18 protein-coding genes are annotated in these 16,284 nt (G+C 66.9%); 4 read left to right on the forward strand and 14 right to left on the reverse strand.

Going from position 1 to position 16,284, the window contains the following annotated elements; genetic code table 11:
* Positions 1-27: 27 nt before the first annotated feature.
* The 7 genes from GUI70_RS09225 to GUI70_RS09255 form a co-directional block, all read right to left on the reverse strand.
* Positions 28-813, reverse strand: coding sequence for an ABC transporter permease (locus GUI70_RS09225; protein ID WP_306468286.1), 786 nt, complete (start codon positions 811-813; stop codon positions 28-30).
* Positions 813-1,619, reverse strand: a complete 807-nt coding sequence (locus GUI70_RS09230) for an ABC transporter permease (protein ID WP_161882022.1) — start codon at positions 1,617-1,619, stop codon at positions 813-815. The genes GUI70_RS09225 and GUI70_RS09230 overlap by 1 nt, the downstream gene beginning before the upstream one ends.
* Positions 1,616-2,644 carry an ABC transporter ATP-binding protein gene (locus GUI70_RS09235; protein WP_161882023.1) on the reverse strand — a complete coding sequence of 343 codons (1,029 nt, stop codon included), beginning with the start codon at positions 2,642-2,644 and terminating at the stop codon, positions 1,616-1,618. Before GUI70_RS09235 ends, GUI70_RS09230 begins: the two co-directional genes overlap by 4 nt.
* Before the next feature lie 84 nt (positions 2,645-2,728).
* Positions 2,729-3,484 carry an alpha/beta hydrolase family protein gene (locus tag GUI70_RS09240; RefSeq protein ID WP_161882024.1) on the reverse strand — a complete coding sequence of 252 codons (756 nt, stop codon included), beginning with the start codon at positions 3,482-3,484 and terminating at the stop codon, positions 2,729-2,731.
* Between the two features lie 87 nt (positions 3,485-3,571).
* Positions 3,572-4,762, reverse strand: coding sequence for a class I SAM-dependent methyltransferase (locus tag GUI70_RS09245; protein WP_161882025.1), 1,191 nt, complete (start codon positions 4,760-4,762; stop codon positions 3,572-3,574).
* A 38-nt stretch (positions 4,763-4,800) separates the two neighbouring features.
* Positions 4,801-5,256, reverse strand: coding sequence for a tellurite resistance TerB family protein (locus GUI70_RS09250; protein ID WP_161882026.1), 456 nt, complete (start codon positions 5,254-5,256; stop codon positions 4,801-4,803).
* Between the two features lie 155 nt (positions 5,257-5,411).
* Positions 5,412-6,434: an aldo/keto reductase gene (locus GUI70_RS09255; RefSeq protein ID WP_161882027.1), complete on the reverse strand. Its 1,023-nt coding sequence runs from the start codon at positions 6,432-6,434 to the stop codon at positions 5,412-5,414.
* 392 nt (positions 6,435-6,826) lie between these two features.
* Here GUI70_RS09255 and GUI70_RS25225 point away from each other — a divergent pair, with 392 nt between their 5' ends.
* Together GUI70_RS25225 and GUI70_RS09265 are read left to right on the forward strand one after the other, a co-directional pair.
* The gene (locus GUI70_RS25225; protein ID WP_161882028.1) at positions 6,827-7,171 is read left to right on the forward strand and encodes a tyrosine-protein phosphatase; all 345 of its coding nucleotides are present in this window, start codon (positions 6,827-6,829) and stop codon (positions 7,169-7,171) included.
* Positions 7,096-7,305, forward strand: coding sequence for a hypothetical protein (locus GUI70_RS09265; protein ID WP_202630449.1), 210 nt, complete (start codon positions 7,096-7,098; stop codon positions 7,303-7,305). Before GUI70_RS25225 ends, GUI70_RS09265 begins: the two co-directional genes overlap by 76 nt.
* A 17-nt stretch (positions 7,306-7,322) precedes the next feature.
* Here the strand turns inward: GUI70_RS09265 and GUI70_RS09270 are convergent, their stop codons facing one another.
* The 5 genes from GUI70_RS09270 to GUI70_RS09290 form a co-directional block, all read right to left on the reverse strand.
* Positions 7,323-8,243, reverse strand: a complete 921-nt coding sequence (locus GUI70_RS09270; RefSeq protein WP_161882030.1) for a phospho-N-acetylmuramoyl-pentapeptide-transferase — start codon at positions 8,241-8,243, stop codon at positions 7,323-7,325.
* 97 nt (positions 8,244-8,340) lie between these two features.
* Positions 8,341-9,132 carry a hypothetical protein gene (locus GUI70_RS09275; protein WP_237724807.1) on the reverse strand — a complete coding sequence of 264 codons (792 nt, stop codon included), beginning with the start codon at positions 9,130-9,132 and terminating at the stop codon, positions 8,341-8,343.
* Positions 9,129-10,400: a UDP-N-acetylmuramoyl-tripeptide--D-alanyl-D-alanine ligase gene (gene murF, locus GUI70_RS09280; RefSeq protein WP_161882031.1), complete on the reverse strand. Its 1,272-nt coding sequence runs from the start codon at positions 10,398-10,400 to the stop codon at positions 9,129-9,131. The genes GUI70_RS09275 and murF overlap by 4 nt, the downstream gene beginning before the upstream one ends.
* A 28-nt stretch (positions 10,401-10,428) precedes the next feature.
* The gene (locus tag GUI70_RS09285; RefSeq protein WP_161882032.1) at positions 10,429-11,289 is read right to left on the reverse strand and encodes an SDR family oxidoreductase; all 861 of its coding nucleotides are present in this window, start codon (positions 11,287-11,289) and stop codon (positions 10,429-10,431) included.
* Complete coding sequence (locus GUI70_RS09290) at positions 11,286-12,164, reverse strand: aldo/keto reductase family oxidoreductase (protein WP_161882033.1); 879 nt, start codon at positions 12,162-12,164, stop codon at positions 11,286-11,288. Before GUI70_RS09290 ends, GUI70_RS09285 begins: the two co-directional genes overlap by 4 nt.
* Positions 12,165-12,274: 110 nt before the next feature.
* On the opposite strand from GUI70_RS09290, the gene GUI70_RS09295 reads away from it, so the two are divergent.
* Entirely contained in the window at positions 12,275-12,976 is a 702-nt protein-coding gene (locus GUI70_RS09295) for a TetR/AcrR family transcriptional regulator (RefSeq protein ID WP_161882034.1), read from the forward strand.
* A 4-nt stretch (positions 12,977-12,980) separates the two neighbouring features.
* On the opposite strand, the gene bshC is transcribed toward GUI70_RS09295, so the two are convergent.
* Both bshC and GUI70_RS09305 read right to left on the reverse strand, forming a co-directional pair.
* Positions 12,981-14,576: a bacillithiol biosynthesis cysteine-adding enzyme BshC gene (gene bshC, locus GUI70_RS09300; protein ID WP_161882035.1), complete on the reverse strand. Its 1,596-nt coding sequence runs from the start codon at positions 14,574-14,576 to the stop codon at positions 12,981-12,983.
* Between the two features lie 73 nt (positions 14,577-14,649).
* Entirely contained in the window at positions 14,650-15,324 is a 675-nt protein-coding gene (locus GUI70_RS09305) for a Crp/Fnr family transcriptional regulator (RefSeq protein ID WP_161882036.1), read from the reverse strand.
* Between the two features lie 131 nt (positions 15,325-15,455).
* Between GUI70_RS09305 and GUI70_RS09310 the strand changes: the two genes are divergently transcribed.
* The gene (locus tag GUI70_RS09310) at positions 15,456-16,235 is read left to right on the forward strand and encodes a WecB/TagA/CpsF family glycosyltransferase (protein WP_161882037.1); all 780 of its coding nucleotides are present in this window, start codon (positions 15,456-15,458) and stop codon (positions 16,233-16,235) included.
* The last annotated feature ends 49 nt before the right edge of the window (positions 16,236-16,284 follow it).

The raw sequence follows: 16,284 nt of genomic DNA on the forward strand, positions 1-16,284 counted from the left end.
AGGGAGCACTGGTCATTTGCAAGCTTCTCAACTGCTGGCACTGGTATAGCTCCCCAGCGCCCGCAGCCATAGCACCCGGCAGATCGCCAGCAAAATGAGGGCCACCAGCGGGCTGAACAGGGCCGCCGTGCCCAGCTCGCCGCGCAGCGCCTGGGCCGGAATGGTGGTGATGAAGGCCACCGGAATCACGAAGGTCAGCACCGGGCGAATCCACAGCGGCAGCGCCTGCAAGGGGTAGCGCCCGGCGCTGAAGACGCCCTGAAACAGCTCGGTGATGTTCTGCACGTTGACCAGCCAGAAGGCAGTGGTGTTGAGCATGAACCAGATGGCGTAGACCATCGCAATCGCGCTGAGATACAGCACCGCCGAGAGCAGCGCCCCGCTGAGTGTGACCGTGCCGAGCGCCGCCCCCGCCCAGACGATCAGGCCCAGGCCCAGCAGCATGTCGGGCAGCCGCAAGAGGTTGAGGTTGCGCGCCGAGAGCTGAAACTGCGCGTCCACCGGCTTGAGCAGCAAAAAGTCCAGCGTGCCGGTGCGGATACCCTCCGAGAGCTGGGTCAGATTGGGCCGCAACCAGACGCTGATCAGCCCCTCGGTGAGGGTGAAAAAGCCCACCACCATCAAGGCGCCTTCCAGATTCCAGCCGCCGAGTTCCTTGATCTCGGGGCGGCTGTAAAACAGCAGCACGCCCAGCAATCCGGTGGCGAGGTTAGCGAAGCTGCTGAGAATGGCCGCCAGAAAGTTGGCCCGGTACGCCAGCTGCACGCTGAGGCTGGCCGAGAGGTAGATCCGCAGCAGCTTCCAGAACCGCATCAGGCTCCCACTGCGCCGTATTTTCTGACGCCGTGCCGCCACATCAAGGCCCGCAGCAGGCCGAATCCCACCGTCCATGCCAGCAAAATAAAGAAGCCGCGCAAGACGTCGCTCAAGTCGGCCTTGCCGGTCAGCAGATCGCAGGGGAGGCCCAGCATGTATGGAAAGGGCGTAAAGGCGGCCACTTTCTGCACGGCCGCCGGGTACAGGCTCAGCGGAGCCAGCAGCCCGCCCAGCGCGGCGTACAGCACCCAGACGAGTTCCTGAAAGTTTTCGGCGGCCTCGAACCAGAAGGCCAGCAGGCCGATGCAGTACTCCAGCAGGAAGCGCAGGGTGAAGGCCAGCGGCACCAGCAGCAGGTAGGCCAGCCAGTGCGAGAGCTGAGTGGTGTACTGCGCCCCGGTCAGCACGGCGAAGATGACCAGCAGCACGAACATCAGCGGCAGTCGCACGATTCGCTCGGCCCAGTGGCCGACGTAGTGCATCCAGAACGGGTCGATCGGGCGTAGCAGCTTGGGGGACAGGGTGCCTTGCCGCACGTCGAAGCTCAGCTCCCAGGCCACCCACACCACCAGGATCTGCGCCGTGCCCCAGGTGGCGATGAAGTAGGAGGCAAAATCGCGGGCGGTGTAGCCGCCGATCTCGCCGCCCGGCGCGGAAGCGGCTTGCTGCATCCAGATCAGGCCCATGACCAGGCTCAGCGTACCCGATAGCATCCAGATGACGATTTCGGCCCGGTAGACCGTCATATGGGCGAACTGGGTTGCCATCAGCACCCGGAACTTGCGCCAGGTGTGGGCGTTCATGCCAGTGCCTTGACCGGCTCGGGCTTCTTGTCACTCCTGAACAGCTGCCCGATGACCTGCTCGATCGGCGGGTCCACCACCGTCAGATCGGCCACGTCCAAGTGGGTGAGCATGGCGGCGGCGCGGGCGCTGACCTCACCGCGCGGGACCGCCAGTTCCACGTCCAGCCCGTCCAGGCGGATCAGTTCGCCGAAGGTTGAAAGCCGCGCCGCCGTTTCCGGGCGCGAGAGTTGCAGGCGCACGGTCTTGCGGGCGTCGGGGCCGGATGTCAGGGCCGAGAGGTCGCCGTCGAAGACCAGCTCGCCGCCGTCGATCACCAGAATCCGCTGACAGAGTGCGGTCACGTCGGCCATGTAGTGACTCGTCAGCATCACGGTGGCGTTGAAGCGGGCGTTGTACTCGCGCACGAATTCACGGATGCGCTCCTGCATGTTCACGTCCAGCCCGATGGTCGGTTCGTCGAGAAACAGAACTTTGGGGCGGTGCAAGAGCGCGGCGGCCAGCTCGCACTTCATTCGCTCGCCGAGCGAAAGCTTGCGCACCTGCTTGCTGAGAATGCCCGACAAATCCAGCACCTCATCGAACTCGCGCATGGTGGCTCTGTACTCGGCGTCCGGAATCTCGTAGATCGCCTGATTGACCAGAAAGCTGTCCTGGGCGGGCAAATCCCAGATGAGCTGCTGCTTTTGCCCCATGACCAAGGTGATCTGCTTCAGAAAGGCGGTCCCGCGCTTCTGCGGCGTGTGGCCCTGCACTGTGGCCGCGCCGGAGGTCGGGTGCAGCAGGCCCGAGAGCATCTTCAGGGTGGTGGTCTTGCCCGCGCCGTTGGGACCAAGAAAGCCCACCATCTCGCCGCCGCGCAGCTCGAAGCTCACCCCCTTGACCGCCTCCACCGTGCGGGTGTTGGGCCGCACGAAGGCCCGCAGGCTGCCCAGAAAGCCGGGTTCCTTCTCGGTGACGGTGTACGCCTTGCGAAGCTGGGCGGCCCGCACGGTGATGTCGGGATCGGTTGTGGGGACGGGCATGATGGTTGACAGCTTAACGGGTCGGGTCGGACGCGGGCTGTAGGCGAAATGGCTCAGTGCCCCACCATTTTCGCAGCGGTGTACTCAGTTTCCCAGCAAAAATTCCCCGGTCACCTTGTACAGCATCTCCGTCGTTTCCAGGCTGTCGAAGGTGTGGGTGCCGCCGGGAATGGCGATGGTGTCGCAGCCGAGCGCCTGAGCGTAACGCATACCCATCTCTATCGGCACGGCCGTGTCGGCGTCGCCGTGAAAAACCCGCGCCTGCCCCCGGTATTGCCCGGCGGCCTTGAGAGGGTCCAGGCGCGTCATTTCCAGCAAGAACTCGCGGCCAATCGGCCAGCCGCCCTGGTCCATGATGGCGGGCGGAAGATGGCCCCCCGGCAGCATCCTGAGCCACAGTTCCGGCAGGGCGGGTGCCCACAGCGCCAGCCGGTGCGGGTTGACTTTCGGGGCGCTCAGTGCGGCCACCAGCCCGCCCATCGAGAAGCCCAGCAGCATGGCGCGTTTCGGGTCGATTTCGGGCAGATCCTTAAAGTACCCGAAGCCCGCCACGGCGTCCTCCACCTCGCGGCTGACGGTCATCTCGGAAAAGTCGCCCTCCGATTCACCGCTGCCCCGAAAGTCGAATCTCAGCGAGGCGATGCCCCGGTCAGCCAGGTGGCGCGACAGCAGCGGTAGCAGGCGGTGATCGCCGCTCCGGTCGCCGGTGAAGCCGTGCAGGATGACCACGCCGGGAAAGCCGTGAGCGGGTCTGGGAATGCCGTTTAAGTCCGGTTCGGGCAAATGGACCATGCCGTAGACGCGCTGACCGCCGACCCTGAAGGAAGCGAAAGTTTCCATGCCGAACAGTGTAGGGGGCCGCGGGCCGGATGAGAGCGGTCCGAAGGGATAAAGAAGCCGAAAGCGCGCTTCTTTTTGACGAGTGCTTTAAAGGCGCTCGGCCCGCAAGACCTTGAACCCGCTTTCACGAACCACTTCCGTGACGCTGGCCCAACCGGTCAGCAGTTTCTCGTAGGGCAGAAAGTCGTTGGCGACGTAGTAGGCGGCTCCGCCCGGTTTCAGGCGGCGCTCGGCCGTCTTCAGGAACTCGGCAGCCACGTCCAGCACCACGCCGCGCCCGACGTGAAACGGCGGATTGGAGAGAATCAGATCGAAGCGGCGTTCGCCCAGTGCCGCGTCCACGTCGCTGTGTAGGGTCTCGCCGGTGAGCTGGTTGGCCGCGAGCGTCTGCTCGGCGCTACGCACACTGCTGAGGTCGGCGTCGGTCAGGGTGGCCATGCCGCCGCGCCGCGCTGCCCACGCCCCGATGAGGCCAGCGCCGCAGCCCAAGTCGAGGACCGCCTTGCCGGACACGTCCAGATCGTCCAATGTACGCAGCAGCAGCGCTGTCGCCTTGTCGGCCTTGCCCGCACTGAATACACCCGGCAGCGCCACCACCTTCAGGTCCTCGTACTTATAGGTTTCGGCGGGCGGTTGCGGTGGGGTCGGGCCGGGGCGGCGCACCAGCTTGGCGACCCGCATGCCGCCGTCGCGGGCGATGGTTTCGCCGCTGCCGAACGCCGCGCCCGCCGCGCGCACATAGCGGTCGAAGCCCTTGTCGCGGTCTCCGGCCAGATACAGGATGCCGCCCGGCGGGGTGCAGGCGTGCGCCCAGCTCACCTGGGCCTGGGCGTAGGCGTTGCCCCGGTCGCCCGCCAGAATCAGGGTGACGGTGGGGGCGCGTTCCAGCGGGTCGCCGGGGATAGCCGCCACGGCATTGATTCCCGCCGCCTGGAGCACCGCCAGGGCTGGGGCCGATCCTTCGGCGGCCCGCAGGGTCACGCCAGGCAAGCTGGCGATCAACCCGCCCATGGCGCTCAGATCCAGTACCTCACCCTTGATCCGTGCTTTGAGCAGCGTTTCGGCCAGCAGCACCTGGGCCGCGTCCACATCAGGCGCGCCGCGCACGCCGGGCTTGGTCAGCGCTGTCAGGCGGGCCAGGCGCGGCGGCAGCGCGGCGGGAAGAATCTGGAAATAACCAGCAGCCGCCCTCGGTTCAGGGCGGCGCAGCTTGAGTTGCTGGGATTTTGGCTTGGGAGAACGCGACGGTTGGGAAGTTGGTTTGCGGGGGCCGGTCATGCGCCGAGTGTACGGGATGCCATGCCCCCGGCTGCGACCTACAGCCCGAACTCGGAAGGATTGAGCTTGAGGGCGTAGATGATGTCGCGCATGATCATCTGCTCCTTCTCGTCGAAATCGCCGTCGGCGTTGGCGATGACCACCGCGAGCTGCACCACCGCGCGGGCCTCCTCAGGCTTCTTGGCGGCTTTGCCAACCAGCTGAAGGAGCTCGATCTTGCCAAAATCGAAGTCCTGGGTCACCTTGTTGCAGTATTCGTCGTACTTGCCGCGCAGCTTGTTCACGTCAAAGGCCTTGAGCTTGTCGCTGCTGGTGATGAAGGCGGCGGTGCGGCTGCGCTCCTGGGTGTCGATCTTGCCGTCGGCGGCGGCAATGAGAGCGCAGGCGGCCATGCTGGCGTCGGCGAAGGTGGCGTTGTTGAAGCGGGCGAAACCTTCCTGCCCGGCGGTCATGCCCTGGTTGGCGAGGGTCTTGAGCTGATCGAGAAATCCCATCTTGAGTCTCCTTTGGGGGCGGCGCGGGGATGTCAGACACCAGACAGCCTGCCGCCCGCCAGGATTCCATTCTCACCGATGTCAGATGAGGAGGTCCGCTGCCGGGCGTGTGTTCTAAGTCTCGCTCAGAAAAGGTGGGCTCATGAAGGGGCTGCTCAGCGCTCCAACTCGGTGCGCGCCCGCTCCCAGTCGCTGGCTTTGCTGATCTGGGCCAGGTCATCATTGTTCAGGGTCAGGTCCACGGTGCCCAGCAACTCCTGAAGCTGCGCGACGCTGTTGGCCCCGATGATCGGTGCGGTCATGGCAGGCTGGGCCAGCATCCAGGCCAGCGCCACCTGTGCGGGCACGGCGTTGGTGCGCCCGGCCACCGCCTTCAAGGTGTCTACCACGTCGAAGTTCTGATCACTGAAGCGTCCTGCCGCATTCTCGTCGGCCCGCACACTTTCTGGCAGCGGCTGACCGCGCTGGTACTTGCCGGTCAGCATGCCGCCGCCCAGCGGACTCCAGGGAATCACCCCGATGCCGTACTCCACTGCCACCCGCTGCAACTCGCGCTCGAAGTTGGCGCGGGTGGGCGAGAGCAGGCTGTATTCCGGCTGAATGCTGACGAACGATTCGAGGTTTTTCCTGTCGCTCGTCCACAGCGCCTGCATCAGCCGCCAGGCGCTGAAGTTCGAGCAGCCGATGTAGCGTACGTAGCCGCGCTTGACCAGCTCGGTAAAGGCCGAGAGCGTTTCCTCGATGGGGGTCTGGGAATCGACCCAGTGGGCCTGGTACAGATCGATATGATCGACCTGAAGGCGCTTGAGGCTGTCCTCGCAGGCTTTCAGAATCCAGCGTCGCGATAACCCCTCGCGCTGATGGACGCTGCCGCGCCCCTGGTTGTCGTCCATGCCGCCCATCGCGCCGCGCACCTTGGTCGCCACCACGATGTCGTCGCGGTTGCCACGCGCCTTCATCCAGCGTCCCATGATCTCCTCGGACACGCCGCCGGGGTTGCCGGGGGTCCAGGTGGTGTAGATGTCGGCGGTGTCGAGAAAGTTGCCGCCCGCCGCATAGTAGGCGTCCATGATCTCGAAGGCGGTGTCCTCGCCTGCGCTCCAGCCGAACTGCATGGTGCCCAGGCCCAGGGGAAAGAGATGCAGGCCGCTGCGGCCCAGTTGACGATAGGTGGTCATGGTGTTGCCTCCTTGAATAAAACCAGGTTGTGAGCGTTCACAGTGTCGCGGCCACGCTTCCGGCCTTTGGGAAGCTAAGCGGGTTTGTGGCCGATTGGTAAAGGCTGGTTTCTGAGGCCACCAGTTTAGGGCTTGTGACCGGGCGTCACGGGTCAATATGGGCTGGCCGGGCGGTCCGCTAAGCGCCACATTGCCAGGATGCCCGAGCAGCTCACCTGGGAAGGTTCTCTCAATGCCCGCGACCTCGCCGGACTTTCCACGCCGAGCGGCCCTGTTCAGCCGCGCCGCCTGATTCGCGCGTTGGGAGTGTCGCGCATTCTGGACCGGCGAGACCCTGGGGAGCGTTCCATTGACCCCACTCCCTTTCTGGGGGTGAGGCGCTGTCTCTCAATTTGCCCGCCCTGCCGCACGGCAACCGCAACCTGAACGCCGCCAGCGCGGCGGCCCGCAGCAACGCCGACTTTTACCGTGCATGGCTCGAACATGCCTGCAACAATTTTGCCGTGCTTTTGCAGCAGATCGTGGACGCGCCAGCAGGCCCAGTGGTCATTCACTGCCACGTCGGCAAGGACCGCACCAGACTGGCGGTCGCGTTGGCATTGTTTGTGGCGGGCGTGCCGGAGCCGAGATCGCTGCTGACTATGCCGAAACCGATCGGCATGTGCAGCTGCTGCACGCCGAGATGCTCTCGCGTCAGACCGATTTACAGAACCGCGACGAACTCGCCCGCTTCTTGACCAGTGATCCGGCAAACATGCTCGCAGCGCTGGCTTTCCTGCGCGATCTCGGCGGTCTGGAGAATCTGGCGCGGCATGGGTTCGGACCGGACTTGCAGGCCGCTCTAACGCAGCGCCTGACCCAGCCTGCCTGACTTGATTCCTGTGTGTTTCACCACTTCCCGCCCATCAGTCCCCAGGCCGCCGCCGTCGCCAGCGCGGTGATCATCCAGAAGCGGACTGTCACCTGGGTTTCCTTCCAGCCACTCAGCTCGAAGTGATGCTGAATCGGACTCATCTTAAAGACGCGCCTGCCGGTGGTCTTGAACGAGGCCACCTGAATGATGACGCTTAGCACCGCGACCACCGGAATAATCGCCGCGACCGGCAACAGCCAGGGATCGGCGTAAAGGACATAGACGCCCGCCGCCACCGCGCCGATGGCGTGGCTGCCCATATCGCCCATAAAGACGCGCGCCGGGTGGGCGTTGTACCACATGAAGCCCAGCACACCGCCGACCAGGAGCAGCGCGGCGGGCGAGACACCCAGAAACGGCAGCAGCACGATCAGGCTCACTCCGCCGAGCAGACCGTCGAGGCCGTCGGTGAAGTTGAAGGCGTTGACGGAGGCCACCATCACCAGCGTGATCAGCACCACGTCCCACACCGGCCCGAAGCTCTGAATCAGCAGGTGCGAGGCGAGCGGCGCGGCGAAATAAGCGAACACCGCCCCGACGATCAGTTGCAGCGGGAACTTCTCGCGCGCCAGCAATTCCTTCTTGCCGCCCACCATCCGCCAGCGAATCTTGAGAAAATCGTCGGCAAAGCCGATCAGGCCCATGCCGATAGCCGAGAGCACGATCATGATCTCGCGGCTTCGCGCTGCGCCTTCCAGCGGGTCGGCGAAGAAGTAGACGAGCCACATCGCCACGAACGCCAGCACGAAGGCCACGCCCCCTGCAGTGGGGGTGCCTTCCTTTTTCAGGTGGGTCTGCGGGCCTTCCTGGCGCACTGGCTGGCCCCAGCCACGCAGCTTGGATACGTGAATGAACAGGCCCAGCAAGAACCACGAGAGCAGCGCCGTGAAGATCACGCCGGTTCCGGCGCACAGAATAGGAAAGCATTTGAAGGTTCAGACACAATGCGAGCAGAGTAGCACGGCGGTTTTGGAGGCCGTTTGACGCCGCTTCTCAGGGCCGGACTTCGCGCAAATCGCTCAGAAACACCCGGATGCGGCCGTCCGCGCTCAGCGTCACGATGCGCCCGCCCACCACGCCGATCAGTCCGGGGCCGTGCGGCAGGCCCGTCACCGTGCGGCCCGCAGCGTCCAGGCGCTCCAGTTGTGTGCCGCTCAGGCGGTAGAGGCCCTGGTCGGTCTGAACGGTAGGCACGTTCGAGGTGGCCGCGCCGCGCCCCGGCAGGCGGTAGAGGTAGGCCTGCGCTCCGGCGCTGAGCACGGTGGGCGGGCTACCGGGCCGCTCCAGATCACCGCCGACCAGCGCATACTCCTCGCCGTCGCCGCCGGTTAGCACCGCCTGCGGGAAGCCCAGGACGCCGCCCGCCGCGCCGCCGCCGTAGTTCACGGCGCTGCCGTCTTGCCGGTAGATACGCTGACTGCTCAGCCGCACCGCCCGGCCCACCACCCGCGTCTCGGGCGGCCCGTCGAGCGTCACGATCAGCCCAGCGTCGGGCAAGGCTCCCCAGGCCACGCTCCCGACCCAGGCAGCGGCCACGGCGGGCGTGGGCAGCGGCGCAGGCTGCACCCGCAAGCTGGGGGCGCGGGCCACGTATGCCTGGCCGCTCGAGACCCAGGTCACGCCCGCGTCGCTGAAGTCGGCCTGAAAAGGCAGAGAATTGAGCGCGGCCCGGGCAGGAGGGGTCTGGATTCGCTGACTCTGCGTTCGCTGGGTCGGAGCCGGAGCGCAGGCTCCTAGCAGGCCCAGACTGGATAGGCCCAGCAGCGTGAGCGCCAGCCGCTTCATTCGCCTCGCCCGCTCAGCAGGGCGTTGACCACGCTCTCCAGTCCTACACCCTCGTGCGCCCGCTTCTCCGGCGTCCACGAGATGCCCCGGCTGGCCTTGATGAGCATCACGTCGCCGTCTTTGACCTCGGCTTCGAGGGCGCTGATCAGCTCCGGCACCTGGGCGAAGGCCCGCTCGCCCAACAGGGCGGCAAACTGGCCCACACCGTAGGTGAGGTCGGCGTGCTGGCGGGCGAGTGCGCCGACCTCGGCGTGCATGGCCTGTTCGTTCTCGCCGAGTTCGAGCATCCGGCCCAGCACGCTGATCTTGCGGCCTGGATACGCGCTCAGCGCTTCGAGTGCGGCCCCGACACTCAGCGGCGAGGCGTTGTAGGTGTCATCGATGATGGTAAAGCGCCCCGGCAGCACCCGGTAGCGGCCCCCCGGCACGCTCACGGCGGCGAGGCGGGCGGCAGCCGCCGGTAGGTCCAGTCCAGCTTGCCCGGCCAGCGCCAGACCTAGCACGGCGGCCTCGGCCTGCACCCGCGAGGCGTGCGGCAGGTTCACCGACACCTCTCCGAAGCGGAAGGAAGCGCCCTCAGCGTTGACCTGAAGACCCTGGCCGGCAAACGTCGCTCCCTCGAAGCCGTAGGTGTCCACGCCGGGAAACCATGCCGCCGCTTGTTGCGACACCAGTGTTCGCGACACTTCCAGAATGACGCCCTTCTCGCTTGCCACGCCCTCCAGACTGCCCAGCGCTTCCAGATGGGCCGCGCCGATGCTGGTGATGACCCCCACATCGGGCCGCACCAGGTCAACCAATTCGCGCATCTCGCCCCGCCGGTCAATGCCCATCTCCACCACCAGCGGCTGCGGCGAGCGGCCAAACGCCAGCAGAAAGCAGGCGATGGCCGGCAGGGTATTGAACACCGGCATGAAGTGGGCTTCCAGCGCGGCGGCGGCGTAGCTCTTGGCGGTGGTCTTGCCCACGCTGCCGGTGATGCCGACGACCAGCGGGCTGTAGCGGCGCTCGGCGGTGGCCCAGGCAAACAGAGCGGCGCGGGCGTCGGAGACCCGCACGGCACGCGGAACGTCCAGATCGGTCAGGACAAAGGGTGCGCCGCGCGCGAGTGCCTGCTCGACGAAGGCGTTGCCGTGCATCTGCTCGCCGGGCAGGGCCACGAACGCGGTGTCCGGGCCAGCCTCGCGCGAGTCCCAGGTGAGGCGCTGGGCAGGCTGCGCCTCGGCGTGAATGTCGGCGGCAAACGGCAGATCGGTGAAGCTCAGCATGGGAAGGAGTATAGGCAGGGCGGGGCGCTCACCGTTTGAACAGGAGTTTCAATCCCTCTCTGAGCGGCGTGGGCGGGCGGCCCAGCCAATCTTCCAGATCTGAGGTCACCTCGTCTTCCTGGCCGTTTTTGATGTCCATCATGAACCCGACGATGCGCCGGGCCACCACATCGGGCAGGCCACGCGCTTTCAGCTGCGCCTCGAAGTCCGATTTTTCGACAGGCTGGTACGCCACCGCCTTGCCGGTGAGTTCGGAGAGGGCCGCAGCGACGTCTGCGAATGAATACGCCTCGCGTCCGGTGAACTTATAGAGCCGCTTTCCGCCGCCCTCCGACAGCAGTTCGTTGGCGATGGCCTCGCCCATATCGCGGCGCAGGGCGAACGGCACCCGGCCCGGCCCGGTGGGAAGGCGGATGCCGTCCTCGAAAACCCGCTCGCCCAGAAACTGCGGCAAGACGTCCATGTACAAGACGTTGCGAAAGATGGTGTAGTCCAGGCCGCTGCGGACGATGAGTTCCTCGGTCTCGAAGTGCCCCAGCATCAATTTGTTTTCCAACGTGTTCCGGTCTTTCAAGGTGCGGCTGGTGTAGGCGATGGCCTGCACCCCGGCTTTCTTCGCGGCCTCCACGACATTCCGGTGCTGCTCGACTCGGCGGTCCTCGTCAGTTCCGGCGATCAGCAGCACTTTCTGGATGCCCTGCATGGCCCGGTCGAGCGAACCCGCGTCATCGTAACTGCCGATCCGCAGACGGATTCCACTTTCCCTCAAGGCTGCGGCTTTGCCCTCGTCGCGTACCAGGGCGGCGACCTGATCGGCTGAGGTTTTCTTCAGCAGGGTCTCGGTCACGGCCCTGCCGAGCTGCCCCGTCGCTCCAGTCACCAGGATCATGCGGTGCTCCCGATGGTTTCGAGCTGTTCCAAAGCCTCAGCGGGCAGGCTCAGCTCGGCGGCGGCCACATTCTCGCGCAGGTGCGCCGAGGACGACGTGCCGGGAATCAGCAGGATGTTGGGCGAGCGCTGGAGCAGCCAGGCCAGCGCCACCTGCATCGGCGTGGCGCTGAGCGAAGCAGCCACCGCGCTGAGTGCCGACGATTGCAGCGGCGAGAACCCGCCCAGCGGAAAGAACGGCACGTAGGCGATCCCCTGCCGGGCCAGGTCGTCGATGAAGGCGTCGTCTGTGCGCTGAGCGAGGTTGTACTCGTTTTGCACACAGACGATCTCGGCGATGCCCTGCGCCTCGGCCAGTTGCGCGGGAGTGACGTTGCTCAGGCCCAGGTGCCGGATCAGGCCCTGCTGTTGCAGTTCGGCCAGCACGCTCAGCGGCTCTGCGAGTAGGCCTTCCGCCGGGCCGTGACCGCTGCCGCCCATCATGCGGAGGTTGACGACGTCCAGGGCGTCCAGGCCGAGGTTGTCCAGGTTGTCCTGCACCGCTCGCTTGAGGTCGGCTGCTGACATGGCCGCAACCCACGAGCCGTCGTCCGGGCGGCGTGCGCCGACTTTGGTGACGATGACCAGATCGTCCGGGTAGGGGTGCAGCGCTTCCCGAATCAGCCGGTTGGTGATGTGCGGCCCGTAGAAGTCGCTGGTGTCGATGTGATCGATCCCCAGGGCCACGGCTTCTCGCAGCACCGCCAGAGCGGCAGCGTGGTCTCTGGGCGGGCCGAACACGCCGGGGCCAGCCAGTTGCATGGCTCCGTAGCCCAGGCGCTTGACCTGGCGGGTTCCGAGGGTGAAGGTGCCGGACGGGGTTGGGGCAATGGTCATGGTGTGGGCTCCTGAAAGTGAGAAGGAAAGGCGAGATGTTTACAGCGCTAACCTAAACCCTTGAGCAGCGATATGTCAAACTGCTAACAGACACGTGTTATCATCTTTCCATGACCATGCCCGTTTCATCGCCTCCCCGTGAGCGCATCGTTCAGGCGGCCCTGGCGCTGCTGGAGAGCGGCGGCGTGGACGCGGTGTCCACCCGCGCCGTCAGCGCTGCCGCCGGGGTGCAGGTGCCCACCCTCTACCGGCAGTTCGGCGATATGCAGGGCCTGCTCGGCGCGGTGGCGAGTGCCGGGTTTGCGACCTACCTCCAGACCAAGACGGCGCGGGCGGGTGTGGGTGACCCACTGACGGAGCTGCGGGCGGGCTGGGACGGTCACGTGCAGTTCGGGTTGGACCATCCGCACCTCTACGCCCTGATGTACGCCGCCCCCCAGCCGGGTGCGGCGGTGCCAGCGGCACTCGAAGCCGCCGAGCTGCTGCGCCGACTCTTGCAGAGCGTGGCCGAGACTGGGGGGCTGGCCGTCAGCGTGGAGAGCGCCGCCGTCATGATTCACGCGGCGGCGATGGGCGTCACGCTGAGTTTACTGAGTGCCCCAGTCGCCGATCCGCACTTCTCCGAACGAATGCGCGAGGCGGTGCTGAGCGCCATTCTGACGCCCGAGCAGTGGTCGGCCAGTGACGCCGCCGAGCGCCAGGCCGCCGCCCACGCCGTGTCGCTGGCCGCGCTGTTGCCCGGCCTGCCGACTCCGTTCACGGCGGCAGAACAGCGCCTGTTGCTGGAGTGGCTGCGGCGGCTGACGGGCTAACCCGCTAGGGAATCACCAGTTCGACCGTTGTGCCCGGCTCCTGCGCCATCAGCATGCTCAGCGGCGTCTGGCCGTGCTTGAGCAGGTAGGTCAGGAAGTTCATCTCGCGTTCCTGCGGATGCCCGGCAGGCAGCAGGTGTTTCTCGAGGCGCGTCAGCTGCCCGCTCCTCTCGTCCTCGGCGCGGCCCAGGGCGCGCTCGGCCTGTACGCGGTGACGCTCCAGCCGGGCCAGGGTGCGCTCACGGGTGCGCGCCACGCTATTCCCCAGGGTCGGGTCAAGGGCGGCCAGCTCGCTGGCCAGCGCCGTGAACTGGGCCTGGAGGGTATTCAGGCGCTCACTTCCCAGTGCAGCGGCCTGCTGTGGGGTCGCCAGCGCTCGGCCCAGCGTGCCGGCCGGATCGCGCTGAAACTGTGCCGCCGTGACACCGAAGCGCGTGAGCAGCCGCGCCACGTTGGGTTCCAGCCAAGTCACGCTCAGGCGCGGCCACAGGACCGGCTGCGTCAGGCCATGCAGTTCGTAGACGCCGCGCAGCTCGGCAGCGTAGGCCAGTTCGCCCGGTCCGACCACAAAGGCGGCGGTGGGCAGCAGGGTGTCCTGGATGATCGGGCGCAGTCCGGCGGCAGGTGTGAGGCGGCTGGGGTCTTGCTCCAGCACCTTCAGGACCTCCGATGTGCTGTACGGGCGGCCAGCCGATTCAAACCGCTGGCCGTCCACGCGCAGCAGGGTGCGCTGGCCGTCATCCCCTTCGAGAAACAGATTGGTCGCTCCGGCGGGGCGGCGTAGTTGCGGCGTGTAACCGCGTGCCGAGAGGCGCTCTGCCGCTTCCTCAATGCGCTGCGGTCCATCGAGCGGGCGCTCCAGCTCACGTTTCAGGGCCGGGGCCATCAAGCGGGCCAGCGCCGGGTGTAGCGGATCGAGCACGATCAGGCCGTGTTCGCCCAGCAAGCGGAACATCAGCCGGGCAAACACATCGGCGTAGGTCTGTCCCTGAAAGGCAAACTCCAGGTGGGCGCGCACCGCCGCCTTGTGCCGTTCGGGCGCGTCGAATTCGCCGATCAACGCCAGAAGCTGCGCCGTCCACTCAGTCCGCCACCCGATGCGACCCACCGGCACGCCCTGCGGCAACTCCAGGCGGGGCCGGAACTCGCGCTCGGAGAAGTCGAGCAGGCTGGTCGAGGCCACCTCGCCCGCGTCGTGGTCCTGGCTGGCGATCCAGAACACCGGCAGCACCGGGCGCGCTTCGGTGCTGAGCTGGCGGGCCAGCAGCACGGCGTCGGCGGCCTTGTGCACGCTGTAGGCCGGGCCGCCCAGGAGACCGGCCTGCTGCCCGGCCACGACCACGCGGGCCTCGGGGTGCGCCAGCAGATCGAGCTGGGCGCTGAGCGTTCTGGCCGCGCTGTCGGCTTTCTTGCCCCCGCCGTCCGGCAGGTTCAGGTCGGCGTGGTAGGCGCGCAGGGCGGCCACCAAAACAGGGCGGTCCAGCTCGCGGGGCGTGTCCAGCACGGCGTTGAGGTCAGCGGGGGTGTGGGCAAAGAACTCGGTCAGTTGGCCCGCCCGGTAGGCGTCGGTCAGGCTGGGTAGGGGGGAGGCGGGCGTCATGCGTTCACCATCATGCACGCCGGAAGCCGGGCTGTGTGTGCCGATGTCCTGCTTGCCTGCGCTGCCCCAGGGGTCAAGCGCCCAGCGGCTGCCGCGCGGCGCGCTCCAGCCCGGTGCGGTCCATCACCACGATGCGGCGGTAGCCCAGATCGAGCAGGCCCTTGGACCGGAATTCGCCCAGCAGCTTGGTGATGGTCTCACGGGTGCTGCCCACCGCGTGCGCCAGATCCTGATGCGAGATGCGCCCGCGCAGCGCCACCTGATGGTCGCTGGCCTCGCCGCTCTCGTTGGCGAGTTCGAGCAGGGCCAGGGCCAGGCGCTGCGAGACTTCCAGAAATACCAGTTGCGAGAGCCGGTCTTGCAGACCGCGCGTCTGGCGCACGACCTGGGTGCTGAGCGCCACGCTCAGGTCCGGATGGCGGGCCATCAGTTCGCGCAGCGCCTCACCGCCGATCATCAGCGCCGAGAGGTCGTCCATCGCCTCGGCATACAGGCCGTACTTGCCGTCGTCGAGCAGCGCGGTGAGGCCCAGCAGATCACCGGGGCCGTGCACGTTGACCGTCACCTCGCGGGCACTCGCGCCCAGGCGGTAGAGCCGGGCGTGGCCGCTTTGGAGCATGTAGAGCGTCTCGGCAGGGTCGTCGGCATGCAGCACGATGCTGCCGCGGCTCCAGCGGTGCTGGCGGGTGGCGGCGAGCAGCGGCACGCGGGCCGCTTCAGGCAGGGCGGCAAGGAAGCCAGGCAACATGCTTCATAGTATTTTCATGTACGCCCCCCGGCAAAGGAAAGACAGGGCACATTAAGGTGCCGCGCTGCGCCGGGTGGTGGGGGGAGCGCCGGGCAGCGCCGCCGGACTCCGAACTCGCTAAACTCGCAAACATGACCCGATCCCGCCTGACCCTGCTTGGCCTGCCGCTCGACCCCGTGACGCTCGAACAAGCGCTCGACCGACTGGAAAGTTGGCTCAGCGCCGCAGCGCGCACGCCGCAGACGGTGGTGACGCTCAACCCCGAGTTCATCATCCAGGCCCGCGCCGAGGACGCCCACAGCGGCGGGCCGGGCGCGTTCACCCAGGCCATGCGCCGTGCCGATCTGGTCACGGCGGATGGGGTGGGCACCGTCTGGGCGGCGCGGCGACTGCTGGGCGAGGCGGTGCCGCGCGCGCCGGGCTTCGATCTGGCGACCGGCCTGATGCTTCGGCGCGGCGCGGCCCTCCGGGTCTTTTTCCTGGGATCGAAACCCGGCGTGGCTGAGGCGGCGGCGGCGGCGGCGCGAACGCAGTACGGCATTCAGGTGGCGGGCGTGCATCACGGGTATTTTGGCCCGGAAGACGACGCGCGGGTGGCCGAACTCGTCGCCCACAGTGGCGCGGACCTGCTGCTGACCGGCATGGGCGCCGGGCGGCAGGAAATCTTCAACGACACAAGGCGCGCTCAGCTCGGCGTGCCGGTGATGCTGGGCTGCGGCGGCGTGCTGGACGTGCTGGCGGGCACGGCGGCGCTGGCCCCGGCCTGGACCCGGCGGCTGGGCGTGGAATGGATCTGGCGGGTGGTGGGCGACCGCAAGCGCTGGGGCCGCGCGCCCCGGCTGGCCCGCTTCGTGGGGCTGGTCCTGCGGCAATCCGGTCGCCGCGTCGGGTCAAGCGCCAAGCAAACGTAAAGAACACCACCCTTCATTTCTGACGGTAGACTGTCAGGCGTTCTACACA

Source organism: Deinococcus alpinitundrae (assembly GCF_009982895.1).
GTDB lineage: Bacteria > Deinococcota > Deinococci > Deinococcales > Deinococcaceae > Deinococcus > Deinococcus alpinitundrae.